Below are 13501 nucleotides of genomic sequence, written 5' to 3' on the forward strand. Positions count from 1 at the left end.
GCGTGGATCAACGCGGGGATTTCAAGGGCTCGGCCGGTGCGGGCGCGTCGGGAGCCGACGGTGTCGCGGGCAAAGCGGGCGCAGGCTGGGTTGGGTCGTTCGGCAAGGGCGCGACCGGCGCCGGGGCCGGCGGCAAGCCAGGCACCGGGGCGGTGATCGGCGCGGCCGGCGATGCGGGTAGCGGCGGCTGCACGGTCTGCGCCTGCAGCTTCAGCAGCACGGCCCAGTCCTGGCGGTTGAAGTTGCACTGGTCCGCTTGCGACGGCGTGCATTCGCGGCCCGGGCCGTTGGCCTCGCCGCTGCCGTCCTCGGGCACGGCCTGCGGCACCGGCAGAAGGACGTGGCCGCTGCGGTCCAGCGGCAGCTGGCGCATGGTCACAGCGTTGAACACGTTGCCGCCGATCAGGTGCAGGGTGCGATCGCCGCCGACATTGGCCGCCACCACGATGTCGCAATGCGACTCATTGGGTGCGGCGCCTTTGCGGTCCAGCGTGGCGGTCAGGCCGGCATAGCCCAGGACCTGGTCGCGGTTGCGGATGAAGCACAGTAGGTCGCCCGGCGCGGGCTTTTCCACCGCCGGGTCGGTGTAGCGATAAGGACCGCCGCTGGCGCCGTCGCGCCACGCTGTGCGGATGTAGTCGATGTGGCGCGGCGAACGGCGGAAATCGGCGATGCCCGCGCGCGTCATCACCCACGACACGAATGCGGCCGACCACGGCGTATCGACGATGAAGGCGCGGCAATCGTTATCGGTGTCGCGGTTGCCCGCCGGGACCAGGCAACTGCTGGCACCGGGCTCGCCGCCGATCTGGGCCAGGGTGCCGCTGTCGCGCCAGTACATCGCCACGCGCTGCCAGGCGACGATGCCGTGATCGGCCAGATAGCTGCTTTCGGCCTCGGTCACGCGCAGGCTGGCCAGGCGGCCTTGTGTGTCGATGAAGGGCCGCATCCACTGCCGGTGTTCCTCGCAGGCCGCGCGGGTGATCGCGATGGCGGCCGGGCTCAGGCCAAACCGCGGCGGTGCATCGCAGACCTCGATCGCCTGGGCCCGGGAGGCCAGGCAGGACAGCACCAAGGCAAGCGCGCACAGCCAACGGTGGGGCATCGGTCGGGGATTCCTGTCGGGACCTTGGGGCAACACGCACCCTGGCAGCCCGTGCGGCCACGAACCGTGAAATCAGCCCGGCGGCGGGCCAAGTTTCAGCGACAGGTCCACCGCCTGCACATGCTTGGTCAGCGCGCCGATGGAAATGCAGTCCACGCCATCCTCGGCCACGCCGCGCACGGTGGACAGGTCGACCATGCCGGAAACTTCCAGTGGTACCTGGCCGGCGGCAATGCGCACGGCCTCGCGGCGCATGTCGGCGTCGAAATCGTCGATCAGGATGCGGGTGCAGCCGATCGCCAGGGCATCGCGTAGCTCGTCCAGGGTTTCCACTTCCACCACCAGCGGCAGCTCAGGGTGCAGCGCCCGTGCGGCCTGCATCGCGGCGGTGATGCCACCGGCGGCGCGGACGTGGTTTTCCTTCAGCATGACCATGTCGAACAGGCCAATGCGATGGTTGTCGCCACCGCCGCAGCGCACCGCGTACTTCTGCGCCAGGCGCAGGCCGGGAATGGTCTTGCGCGTGTCGAGGATGCGCGTGCCGGTGCCGCGCACGGCGTCCACGAACGCGGCGGTGATCGTGGCGGTGCCGCTCAGGGTTTGCATGAAATTGAGCGAGGTGCGCTCGGCGCTGACCAGTGTGCGGGCGCGGCCGGACAGCGTGGCCAGCACGGTGCCCGCGGTGACGCGTTGGCCTTCGTGTACGCGCCAGTCGATGGCGACTGCGGGGTCAAGCGCCCGATGGCAGGCGTCGAACCACGGCCGGCCGCACACCGCCGCGTCCTGTTTGCACAGCAGATAGGCGTTGTCGGCCACATCCGGCAGCAGGGCCGCACTCACATCGCCGGTGCCGATGTCCTCGGCCAGGGCGCGGTGCACATCGTCCTGCACCACCGCCTCGGGCGGTGCAGGCAGCGGCGAAAGCGTGCTCACGCCGGGAAGTCGGCGACCTGCACGGTGGCGATGCCTTCCTCGGGCAGCAGCACCGGGATACCGTCCTCGACGCGATACACGATCTTGCGGTCGCGGGTGACCAGTGCTTCCTTCAGCGGCTGCGCCTGGGCGGTGTCGTCGACATGCTTGAGGGTGCCGGCTGCGATGGCGCGGTTGAGCGACTCCAGGCCGCGGGCCTCCAGAGGTCCCAGCGGCTGGCGCGAGACGGGGCAGCACAGGAGGTCGAGCAGTTTGCGGTCCATGAAAGGTCCGTTGGCGATCAAGACCGCTAGAATATCGTTTTGTCGCCGTGGACGGCCAATGACCGCCAACTCCCCAGCGCCGCGCGTCGGCATCGTGATGGGCTCCCGTTCGGATTGGGAGACCATGCAGCACGCCGCGCAGAAGCTTGACGCCCTGGGCGTCGCCTACGAAGTCAAAGTCGTCTCGGCCCATCGCACGCCGGACGTGCTGTTCTCCTACGCCGAAGAAGCCCTGGGCCGCGGCCTGCGCGCGATCATCGCCGGCGCCGGCGGCGCGGCCCACCTGCCGGGCATGATCGCGGCCAAGACCGCCGTGCCGGTGCTGGGCGTGCCGGTGCAGTCCAAGGCGCTCAACGGCATGGATTCGCTGCTGTCGATCGTGCAGATGCCGGCCGGCATCCCGGTGGCGACCTTCGCCATCGGCAACGCCGGCGCCGCCAACGCCGCGCTGTTCGCCGCCGCGATGCTGGGTCCGGAAGATGCGGCGATCGCGGCCTCGCTGGACGCGTTCCGCGCCAGGCAGACCCAGGACGTCATGGACAAGGACGACCCGCGGGTATGACCACGGTCGGCATCCTCGGCGGCGGGCAGCTGGCCCGCATGTTGGCGCTGGCGGGCGTGCCGCTGGGGCTGCGTTTCCTGGTGCTGGATCCTTCGGTCGAGTCCTGTGCGGGGCAGTGCGCGCCGCTGCAGGTCGGCGGATTCGACGACGAAGCCGCGCTGGCCGGATTCGCGTCCAAGGTGGACGTGGTGACGTTCGATTTCGAGAACGTGCCGGCGTCCAGCGCGCAGTGGCTGGCGCAGCGCGTGCCGGTGTATCCGGGTCCGCGCGCGCTGGGCATCGCCCAGGACCGTATGAGCGAGAAGTCGCTGTTCCGTGAGCTGGGCATTCCGGTGCCGGCGTTTGAGGCGGTCTCCACGCGCGCAGAACTCGATGCCGCGCTGGCCGTCGTCGGCACGCCTTGCATCATGAAGACCCGCCGCTTCGGCTACGACGGCAAGGGCCAGTTCCGGATCAAGTCGCTGGCCGATGCCGATGCGGCGTGGGACGCACTGGGCGCGCAGGCGCAAACCGTCGGGCTGATCGTCGAAGGGTTCGTTGCTTTTGATCGCGAAGTCTCGGTGGTCGCCGTGCGCGGCCGCGATGGCGAATTCAAGGCGTTTCCGCTGACCGAAAACTGGCATGTCGACGGCGTGCTGTCGGCCAGCCTGGCGCCGGCCACGCGCGTGTCCGAAGCGATGCAGGCACGGGCGATCGATTACGCGCGCCTCGTGGCGGAAGCGACCGAGTACGTTGGCGTGTTCGCGCTGGAGCTGTTCTGCCAGGGCGAGACGCTGCTGGCCAACGAGATGGCGCCGCGCGTGCACAACTCCGGCCACTGGACGATTGAAGGTGCGGAGGTCTCGCAGTTCGAGGCGCACCTGCGTGCCGTGCTCGGCCTGCCGTTGGGCACACTGGCCATGCGTGGTCACGCCTGCATGCTCAACTGGCTGGGCGACATGCCCGATGCCAACGGTGTGCTGGCGCAGGCTGGCGGTCACTGGCACGACTACGGCAAGTCGCCGCGCGCGGGCCGCAAGGTCGGTCATGCCACGCTGCGTGCCGATACGCCTGCTGCGTTGTCCGGCGCGCTCGCGAAGGCCGGCCAGGCGCTGTCGCGCCAGGCGCAGGTGCAGCCGGTGATCGGGCGCTTGGCCGAAGGCTGAGGCTGCAGGCTGCATCTCAGTCGCAGCGAAGAAACGGGGCCGAAAGGCCCCGTTTCCGTTTTTACTTCAGGACGCCCAAAGGCTCAGCGACAGCGGCCGAAGCGGTCCGGCGAGGCGCCGGGGCCACCACGCCAGCCCGGCGGGTTCTCCCAGTTGGTGCCGGGGCCACCGGCCGGGCCCGGCGGGTTGTTGTCGATGTCCATCCAGCAGCGGCGCGCCTGGTTCCACAGGCCATAGCGCGGATGCCAGTAGCCGTAGCGGGCGTTGTAGTAGTAGCCGCCTTCGACCACGGTGAACTTGAAGCGCTCCCGGCCGTGTCGCCAGTAGCGATATCCCGGCGATGCGCCGGGGCCGCCACGCCAGCCGGGCGGATTCTCCCAGTTGGTGCCGGGGCCGCCGGCCGGGCCGGGCGGATTGTCATGGACATAGCGGGGACTGGCGGTGACGCAGCCGCTGACGCCGGCACTCAGGACAGTCAGCAGGGCCGGTGCGGCCCAGCGGGTGAACGTGTTCATCGCAACTCCGTGGTGTGTGGAAGACACGCCGACGGAAACGGGTTGGATGCGTCGCCGGTTGACGCTGCGTGCCGGCGTGTTCCGGTGGCAGACACCTAGCTGATCGGTACATGACCGATTTGTCAGTCGCTGCTTGCGCGCGGCCCGGTGATGGCGTTGGCAGGCAACAAAAAAGCCGGGTTTCCCCGGCTTTTCTGCGGATCTGGTGCTGGATGGATCAGGCCAGGTTCTTGGCCACGAAGTCCCAGTTGACCAGCGCCCAGAAGGACTCGACGTACTTCGGGCGGGCGTTGCGGTAGTCGATGTAATAGGCGTGTTCCCACACGTCGACGGTCAGCAGCGGGGTGTCTTCGCCCGTCAGCGGGGTGGCGGCGTTGGAGGTGCTCACCAGGCCCAGGCTGCCGTCCTTCTTCTGCACCAGCCAGCCCCAGCCAGCACCGAAGGTGCCAACGGCGGTCTTGGTGAACTCTTCCTTGAATTTCTCGAAGTCGCCGAAGGCGGCCTTGATCAGCTCTGCCAGCTTGCCGGTCGGCTCGCCGCCGCCCTTGGGCGAGAGGCAGTTCCAGTAGAAGGTGTGGTTCCACACCTGGGCGGCGTTGTTGAACATGCCGCCCTGGGACTTCTTGATGATTTCTTCCAGCGACAGCTCGGCGAACTCGGTGCCCTCGATCATCTTGTTGAGGTTGTCCACGTAGGTCTTGTGATGCTTGCCGTAGTGGAAATCGATGGTCTCGCCGGAAATGTGCGGTTCCAGGGCGGTGCGGTCGTAGGGCAGGGCGGGCAGTTCGATGGCCATGGCAATTCCTTAGGGCTTGGCGTGGTGTGCGGTGCCGGCGGTAGGCGCGAAGGCTTACAATTACGCATTGCCGGCGGCGATGGAGAGCGCCGGAAGTTTACTCGACGACGGTTTGCATGCCGTCAAAGCAGGAGAACGCAACATGCCGGTGCTGGAACGTATCCAGGCGGAACTGGACAGCCATCCGATGGTGCTCTTCATGAAGGGCACGCCGGAGTATCCGATGTGTGGCTTCTCCAGCCGCGCGGTGCAGGCGCTGCTCGATGCCGGCGCCCACGGCCTGCGCGCGATCAACGTGCTCGAAGAGCCGGAGATCCGCGCCAACCTGGCGCGCTTCTCCAACTGGCCGACGTTTCCGCAGTTGTTCATCCATGGTGAATTGATCGGCGGTTGCGACATCACCCTGGAGCTGCACGAATCGGGCGAGCTGGCCCGGATCGTGGCCGAGGCGCTGCCGCGGTGAGCCTGCTCCAGGTTCCCACGCGTCGGGCACAGGAACTGGCCGGGCGCGTGGTCCTGGTCAGCGGTGCACATGGCGGCCTGGGCGAAGCCAGTGCACGCGCCTGCGCGCAGGCCGGTGCGACCGTCGTGCTGCTGGGCCGGCGTCCGGCCAAGCTCAATCGCGTTTACGACGCCTGCGCGCAGCTCGGCCCCGAGCCGCTGCTGTATCCGCTGGACCTGGAAGGTGCCGCGCCCGACGACTACGCGGAGCTGGCCGAACGCATTGGCAGTGAACTGGGGCGCCTGGACGGCGTGCTGCATTGCGCGGCCGAGTTCCGCGGCCTGACGCCGCTGGAGCACACCGACCCGGCCGCGTTCGCGCGCGCGATCCATGTGAACCTCACTGCCGCGTGGTGGCTGAGCCAGGCCTGCCTGCCGCTGCTCAAGGCGGCCGACGATGGTGCCCTGGTGTTCGCGCTGGACGACCTGCAGCGCGTCGGTGCGCCGTACTGGGGCGGCTATGGCGTGGCCCAGCATGGCCTGCAGGCGCTGGTGCACATGCTGCATGCCGAACTGGCCAGCACGCCGGTGCGCGTGAGCGCGCTGCAGCCGGGCCCGATGCGCACCACGCTGCGCGCGCGGGCCTACGCCGAAGACAATGATCCCACGCTGGCCGACGCCAGCGATTACGCAGCGCACTGCATCACCCTGCTGTCGCCAGCCGGTACCTCGCGGCGCGGCCAGGTCTGGAATCCCACCGCATGACCATCCTCTCCGCAGCGCTGCTGCTGTTCCTCATCCTGGATCCACTGGGCAACATCCCGGTATTCCTGTCGGTGCTGCGGCCGCTGCCGCCTCGCCGCCAGCGCATCGTGCTGCTGCGCGAACTGCTCATCGCGCTGGCCGTGCTGATGGCATTTCTGTGGGGCGGCAAGTATTTCCTGGAGTGGATGCACCTGCGCCAGGAATCGGTGCAGATCGCCGGCGGCATCGTGCTGTTCCTGATCGGCATCCGCATGATCTTCCCCAAGCCCGAAGGCCTGATGGGCGAGATCCCCGGCGGCGAGCCTTTCATCGTGCCGTTGGCTATTCCGTTGGTCGCTGGCCCGTCGGGCATGGCTGCGGTGATGCTGATGGGTAGCAACGAGCCCGAGCGCCTGTTCGGCTGGAGCCTGGCGCTGGGCATCGCGTGGCTGGGCACGGCGGTGATCCTGTTTTCGGCCACGCTGGTCTACAAGTGGCTGGGCATGCGCGCGCTGACCGCGGTCGAGCGCCTGATGGGCATGCTGCTGGTGGCCATCTCGGTGCAGATGTTGCTCGATGGCGTGGGCACCTATCTCAGTGCGCTGCCGCCGCACGGGATCTGAGCGCCCACAACGCTTGCGAGGTGATGCGCCGCGTGCGCGATGTTGCGACTGCATGACAGCGGCGGACATTTTTTTTGCTGCACGGTGTCAACACTTTAAGGTTTCGTAAAACCTGACGGCAAAGCCGTGCAAAACCCGCTTTTTAAGGTGCGCGCCAAGTCCCGGGGTGTCCGCGGAGACGAGGTTGCGCCAGGGACGGTTTGCTGTCCCGTGCGTGGCCTGGCGGACCCGGCGACCTTCCTTTATGAAGAGAGCCACACGCACCATGCAGCCCAATCCGCTTCGCTTCTCCGTGCTCAGTCTCGCGCTGGCCACGGCCCTCAGCTTCAACGCGCATGCACAGGACGCCACGCAGGACACCGCGTCCGAGCGCGTGACCGCTTCCAGCACCTCCAACACCACCGCAGCCTACGACACCAAGCGTGTCCAGAAGCTCGACAAGGTCAGCGTCACCGGCAACAAAGACGCCTACGTCCTAGGCGGCGGCAACATGGTCGTGCAGACCGCGCCGAAGGCGATTTCCACGGTGACCCGCGAGGCCATCCAGCAGGCCGCCGGCGGCAGCAATTTCACCCAGCTGATCTCCTCGATCCCCGGCGTGGATGCGGCCAGCGACGACGCGACGGGCCTTGCCAATGGCAACTACAGCCTGCGCGGGTTCGATTCCTCGGCGATCGGCATCACGGTCAACGGCGCGCCGGTCACTGACAGCGGCAGCTACTCGATCTATGCCACCGAGTACGGCGATGCGGAGAACTACAACGACATCACGGTGATGCAGGGCACGCCGAATGTCGACGCGCCGGAGATGGGCGCCACTGGCGGCCAGATCGCTTGGTCGACAGTCGATCCCACCCATGATTTCGGTGTGGACTTCAACCAGGGCTTCGGCAGCAACGACTACCGGCGCACCTTCCTGCGCGTGAACACCGGCGACACCGGCCCGGTGCGGTCGTGGGTGTCGATCTCCAAGAACACCGCCGACAAGTGGAAGGGCCTGGGCGACTTCGACGTGCTCAAGATCGACGGCAAGTCGCTGTGGCAGATCGACGATGGCAACTCGGTGAGCTTTTCGTTCCAGTACAACCGGCAGAGCAACTTCTCGTATTACACGCAGAGCAAATCGGCCATCGCTCAGGACTACGAGGCGGACTACGCGACCGCGTGGGGCACGGGCACCACCTCTTACTACAACCTGCGCCGCAATCCGTATCGCAGCTTGCTGGCCAGCCTTGATGGTGAGTTCACCCTGAGCGATACGCTGCGCCTGTCGGTGGTGCCTTACGTGTGGTGGGGCGACGGCGGCGGCAACAGCAGCCCGTCCACCATCACCAGCAGGAACGGCTACTACACCGCCGATGGCGCGCTCTATACGGGCATCGCGGGCAAGTATTCGGCCTCGAAGACCGTGCGGCCAGGCGTGATCGCCAAGTTCTTCCAGGACATCGGCGACAACAACAGCCTGGTCTACGGCGCGTGGTACGACCGCTCGCGCAAGAGCCAGCACCAGAACTTCGTCACCGTCGACCAGAGCAACGGTGACCTCTGCGATACCTGGGGCGATGACGACAACTGCCAGCTGTACTACAGCAACGGCGACGATCAGGTGCAGACCTACCGCGCCTATACCGTGACCACGGTGCAGAAGTACTTCATCCAGGACAACTGGACCCCGACCGACCAGTTGACCGTCAACCTGGGCATTTCGCTGCTCAAGGCCAACCGAAAGGGCTGGGATCTGGCCTATCCAGGCGGTACCACGTCCTCGACCCAGTCGGCGTACTTCGACAGCAACTACACCCAGTCGCTGCCGGCGCTGGGCGTGAAGTATCAGGTCGACGACCAGAACCAGCTGTTCTTCGGCGCGGCCAAGAGCTTCCGTGTGCCGGCGACCAGTTCGATCTACACCAACCAGTTCGCCACCACCGAGGAGCCGAAGCCCGAAGAGGCCTGGACCTACGACCTTGGCTGGCGCTTCTACGGGGATCGCCTGGGCGCTGCGTTGATGGTTTACCAGAGCGACTACAAGAACAAGTCGATCTCCAGCTACGACGAAGACGACAACTCCGTCTACATCACCATTCCGAACGTGCGCATGCGCGGCTTCAATGGAGAGGCCAGCTACAAGGTCAGCGACAGCCTCAAGCTGTACGGCTCCTACACCCACACCCAGGCGGAGATGAAGGACCCCTACACCTACGGCGGCGTCGACTATCCGACCGATGGCAAGCAGTTGCCGAACACGCCGAAGGACCTGTTCACCCTGGCGCTGAACTACGAGCAGGGCGACTTCTGGGCCGGCCTGAAGGGCCGCTACTCCGGCGCCCGCTACGGTGACTACATGAACACCGAAAAGGTCGGCAGCTACACTACCGTCGGTCTGGATGCGGGCTACAACTTCGCCGACTGGGGGGCACTGAAGAAGCCGTACCTCAAGCTCAACATCAGCAACCTCACCGACAAGCAGGCCATCACCTGGGCCAGCAGCACCACGCTCATGGCCGTGGCCGCCGATGGCTTCAGCCGGACCGGCACGCCGTACTACAACGTGCTGGAGCCGCGTGCGGTGATGTTCACGATCGGCGCCTCGTTCTGACCGCCTGATCCGCGGGCCGCCTCGGCCCGTCTCGCTCGCCCAAGCCGCCTGGTTCGCCAGGCGGCTTTTTTGTTGCCCGGTGTTGCCGGGCTGTCCCGATGATGGCGCGGCTGTCCTGCGAGGCGGCCAATTGCTGTCCTCAAAGCGTCATTCCGGTCAGTGAAACCTTCGATTTCGCGCTTGTCATAATGCGCCACAAGACCATGATTCGCATGGATTAATTGTCCGAATCGTGGTGAGTGTGTTGCATTGCGAAAAAATCGTCACGAAGCGGTCACATGTGACTTTTACCGTGTTAACCTGTCGTTAACTCGAAGCAGCCGTGCCTGCACGAGTTCCAGGGGCAAAAACACCAAAAAGTCCATCAGAGCCGCGCCGGACAGCGCGGCCGACAGCACGATTTTTTTCTAGACCGCCCAACCTTTTAGAGGCAGACGCAATGACACAGCACCGCCGTATCCGGACTTCCAAACTTGCCCTTGGGCTCCTGGCCGCCCTGGCCGCCGCGCCTGCGATGGCGCAGACCACCTCCGCCGGCGTCGGCGGTCAGGTGATCGGTGCTGGTGGCGCGCCGGTTGCTGGCGCTGAAGTGACCATCACCCACGTGGAATCCGGAACGGTCAGCCGAGCCACCACCGACGCCGCCGGTCGCTACACCGCGCGCGGCCTGCGCGTTGGCGGTCCGTACACCGTCACGGTCACCAAGCCGGGCGAAGGTACCAAGACCGAAGACGGCGTGTATCTGGACCTCAACAAGGTCAACACCGTCGATGCTGCCCTGACCGGCGATGTGACCAACCTGGGCTCGGTGCAGGCCATCGGCTACAGCGGCGGCTCGGAAGTGTTCAGCGCCACCAAGATGGGCTCGGGCACCAGCGTCAACCAGGCCAAGATCGAGGCGCTGCCGTCGATCAACGGCAACATCCAGGACTACATGCGCCTGGATCCGCGCGTGACCTTCGTCGACCGCGCCTCGGGCACGATCTCGGCCGGCGGCCAGAACCCGCGCTTCAACTCGATCAACATCGACGGTATTTCGGCCAGCGACACCTTCGGCCTGGAAGGCAACAACATGGCGACCCGTCGCCAGCCGGTCTCGATGGAAGCCATCGAAGCCATCGACATCAACCTGTCCAACTACGACGTCAGCATCGCTGGCGCCACCGGTGCCACCGTCAACGCGGTGACCAAGTCCGGTACCAACGAATTCCACGGCTCGGTCTACGGCACCTACCGCGACGGCGATTGGTTCGGTGATAACCCGGAAGGCGACAAGTTCAACGGCTTCACCAAGGAAAAGACCTACGGCGCCACCATCGGTGGCCCGATCGTCAAAGACAAGCTGTTCTTCTTCGCCAACTACGAGAAGTTTGAGCAGCAGGCGCCGGGCGTGGATCTGGCTAGCACCGCGCTGGGTGATCCGACCGCCGATTTCGACATGAACGACGTGACCCGCGCCCAGCAGATTTCGCAGGACGTCTGGGGATTCAATGCCGGCGGTCTGGCCAGCAATGGCAACACCGACCTGGAAGAGTACGCGCTGAAGCTGGACTGGAACATCAGCGATGCCCACCGCGCCAGCGTCCGCTATAGCAAGCTGGACCAAAGCAAGCTGCGCATCAATGGTGCGTCCTCCAGCAGCCAGGCTTCGCTGAGCTCGTACTGGTACCAGCATGAGAAGTCGGTCGAAAGCTACGTCGGCCAGCTGTTCTCCGACTGGTCGGACAACTTCTCCACCGAGTTGAAGGCTTCGTTCCGCGACTATTCGGCGATTCGCGTGGTCCCGACGACCGCGCCGAGCGTGGCGATCTACTTCGGCGGCGACGACATCACCTCGCCGACCGGCGACGTGCTGTACCTGGGCACCGAGACCAACTCGCAGAACAACATCCTCAAGACCAAGACCTGGAACTACACCGCTTCGGGTACCTGGACGGTCGGCGACCACGACCTCAAGTTCGGCGCCGACTACAGCACCAACGACATCTATAACTACTACGGTGCTAACTCATGGGGCGTGTATCGCTTCGTCGGCCTGGATAACTACCAGGCAGGCATCTGGAGCCAGTACGACTTAAGCGCGGAAGTGACTCCGGGCTCGATCGCCGCAGACTACAAGAACGATAACCTGGGCCTGTTCGTGCAGGACACCTGGTACGTCAGCCCGAACCTCACGCTGAACTTTGGCGTGCGCGGCGACCGTCCGGGCGTCAGCCCGAAGCCGGCCTATAACGCGGCAGCCTCGGATTACTTCGGTTACAACAACAGCAAGGTGTTCGAGAGCAAGTTTCTGATTCAGCCGCGCTTTGGCTTCAACTACACCTTCGACAGCGAGCGTCCGACCCAGTTGCGTGGTGGCGTGGGCCTGTTCCAGGGCGATGCCCCGCAGGTGTGGATCAGCAACAGCTACTCGACCACCGGGTACAACTACACCTCGTATACTCAGTACGTTGACGACAACGGCACCGTGCCTTTCGGCTTCAATCCGGATGGCATGAACCCGACCGTGCCGACCGTGGCCGGTTCCGCCACCCAGAACGTCAACTTCGTCGCCAACGACTTCGAGCTTCCGTCGGTCTGGAAGGCCAACCTGGCGTTCGATCACGAGCTGCCGTGGTACGGCATCGTCGCATCGGCCGAATTGCTGGTGACCAAGGTCAAGAACGGCCTCTTCTACCAGAGTCTCAACATCGGTGATGTCGAAGTCCCGGGCGAAGGCCCGGTGCCGACCTTCGTCGACAACTACGGCCGCAACCAGTACTACGATTCGACCAAGCAGGGCAACGCCTGGGCGTCGAGCAATGCGCGTGCTGGCCGCAATCGCGACTACAACAATGTCTTCCTGATCGACAACACCGATAAGGGCAAGACCCAGCAGTTCACGGCGATGCTGTCCAAGCCGTGGAGCGCCAACAGCGACTGGTCGTGGGACTTGGGTTACACCTACACCCACGCCACCGAAGTCGGTCCGCTGACCAGCTCCACCGCCAGCTCGGGCTGGGGCTACCAGTACGGCTTCAACGCCAACGAGGAAGTCGAGACCACCGCGCGCTACGAGATCAAGGACCGCCTGTCTGGCTCCTTGAACTGGAAGCACAAGTTCTTCGGCGACTACGAAACCAGCGTCGGTCTGGTGTATGAAGGCCGCAGCGGCCGTCCGTATAGCTACGTCTACGTCAACGATGCCAACGGCGACAGCCGCACCGCCAATGACCTGTTCTACGTGCCGAAGGGCCAGGGCGACGTGCTGTTCGGTACGCTGACCACCGGCGGCGAGTTCACCGCGAGCCCGCAGATGGAGAAGGCGTTCTTTGACTGGCTGCAGGCGAACCCGGACTTGGCCAAGTATGCGGGCAAGACCGCGCCGGCCAATGGCTTCCGTACGGGTTGGATCAACACCTTCGACGTGCGCGTCAGTCAGCAGCTGCCGGGCTTCATGAAGGGACATAAATCGGAGATCTGGCTGGATATCCAGAACGTCGGCAACCTGATCAACAAGGACTGGGGCCACATCTACGACTACGGCTTCTATGCCGACAGCCGTGTGGCTACGCTGCAGGGTATTTACGACGGCAAGTACGTTTACAACTTCCGTTCGGCTGACCAGCCGACTGTTGCCAATGCCGATGCAGATGGCTTTGACGTCGGTGTGTCACAGTGGTCGCTGCAGGTGGGCTTCCGCTACCAGTTCTGATTTCTGAAAGCGGCGCGATGTTATATGGAAACGGCCGGGGCAACCCGGCCGTTTTTTTTTTGCCTGTTCGCTGCCATACCCCGG

At 65.3% G+C, this 13501-nt stretch carries 12 protein-coding genes; 7 read left to right on the forward strand and 5 right to left on the reverse strand.

The window, feature by feature from the left end; genetic code table 11:
* Nucleotides 1-7: 7 nt before the first annotated feature.
* The 3 genes from BMZ17_RS02965 to BMZ17_RS02975 form a co-directional block, all read right to left on the reverse strand.
* Entirely contained in the window at nucleotides 8-1105 is a 1098-nt protein-coding gene (locus tag BMZ17_RS02965; RefSeq protein ID WP_093135438.1) for a DUF2272 domain-containing protein, read from the reverse strand.
* 72 nt (nucleotides 1106-1177) lie between these two features.
* Nucleotides 1178-2038: a carboxylating nicotinate-nucleotide diphosphorylase gene (nadC, locus tag BMZ17_RS02970; protein WP_093135443.1), complete on the reverse strand. Its 861-nt coding sequence runs from the start codon at nucleotides 2036-2038 to the stop codon at nucleotides 1178-1180.
* Nucleotides 2035-2301 carry a Trm112 family protein gene (locus BMZ17_RS02975; RefSeq protein WP_093135447.1) on the reverse strand — a complete coding sequence of 89 codons (267 nt, stop codon included), beginning with the start codon at nucleotides 2299-2301 and terminating at the stop codon, nucleotides 2035-2037. Before BMZ17_RS02975 ends, nadC begins: the two co-directional genes overlap by 4 nt.
* Before the next feature lie 58 nt (nucleotides 2302-2359).
* On the opposite strand from BMZ17_RS02975, the gene purE reads away from it, so the two are divergent.
* Entirely contained in the window at nucleotides 2360-2863 is a 504-nt protein-coding gene (purE, locus tag BMZ17_RS02980; RefSeq protein WP_093135451.1) for a 5-(carboxyamino)imidazole ribonucleotide mutase, read from the forward strand.
* Nucleotides 2860-4008 (forward strand): 5-(carboxyamino)imidazole ribonucleotide synthase, encoded by a 1149-nt coding sequence (locus tag BMZ17_RS02985; RefSeq protein WP_093135455.1) that lies wholly within the window; start codon nucleotides 2860-2862, stop codon nucleotides 4006-4008. The genes purE and BMZ17_RS02985 overlap by 4 nt, the downstream gene beginning before the upstream one ends.
* An 83-nt stretch (nucleotides 4009-4091) precedes the next feature.
* Here the strand turns inward: BMZ17_RS02985 and BMZ17_RS02990 are convergent, their stop codons facing one another.
* On the reverse strand, nucleotides 4092-4523 hold the full coding sequence (locus BMZ17_RS02990; protein ID WP_093135458.1) for a hypothetical protein: 432 nt from the start codon (nucleotides 4521-4523) through the stop codon (nucleotides 4092-4094).
* A gap of 217 nt (nucleotides 4524-4740) precedes the next feature.
* Entirely contained in the window at nucleotides 4741-5319 is a 579-nt protein-coding gene (sodB, locus tag BMZ17_RS02995) for a superoxide dismutase [Fe] (RefSeq protein WP_093135462.1), read from the reverse strand.
* Nucleotides 5320-5461: 142 nt separating this feature from the next.
* Between sodB and grxD the strand changes: the two genes are divergently transcribed.
* From grxD to BMZ17_RS03020, 5 genes are all read left to right on the forward strand, one after another.
* Nucleotides 5462-5782 carry a Grx4 family monothiol glutaredoxin gene (gene grxD, locus BMZ17_RS03000; protein WP_093135466.1) on the forward strand — a complete coding sequence of 107 codons (321 nt, stop codon included), beginning with the start codon at nucleotides 5462-5464 and terminating at the stop codon, nucleotides 5780-5782.
* Complete coding sequence (locus tag BMZ17_RS03005; RefSeq protein WP_093135470.1) at nucleotides 5779-6525, forward strand: SDR family NAD(P)-dependent oxidoreductase; 747 nt, start codon at nucleotides 5779-5781, stop codon at nucleotides 6523-6525. The genes grxD and BMZ17_RS03005 overlap by 4 nt, the downstream gene beginning before the upstream one ends.
* On the forward strand, nucleotides 6522-7127 hold the full coding sequence (locus tag BMZ17_RS03010; RefSeq protein WP_093135475.1) for a MarC family protein: 606 nt from the start codon (nucleotides 6522-6524) through the stop codon (nucleotides 7125-7127). Before BMZ17_RS03005 ends, BMZ17_RS03010 begins: the two co-directional genes overlap by 4 nt.
* Nucleotides 7128-7371: 244 nt before the next feature.
* Nucleotides 7372-9723, forward strand: coding sequence for a TonB-dependent receptor (locus BMZ17_RS03015; protein WP_093135481.1), 2352 nt, complete (start codon nucleotides 7372-7374; stop codon nucleotides 9721-9723).
* Nucleotides 9724-10162: 439 nt separating this feature from the next.
* A complete protein-coding gene (locus tag BMZ17_RS03020; protein WP_093135485.1) occupies nucleotides 10163-13417 on the forward strand; it encodes a TonB-dependent receptor in 3255 nt (1084 codons plus the stop codon).
* Nucleotides 13418-13501 lie beyond the last annotated feature (84 nt).

Source organism: Pseudoxanthomonas sp. GM95 (genome assembly GCF_900109775.1).
GTDB lineage: Bacteria > Pseudomonadota > Gammaproteobacteria > Xanthomonadales > Xanthomonadaceae > Pseudoxanthomonas_A.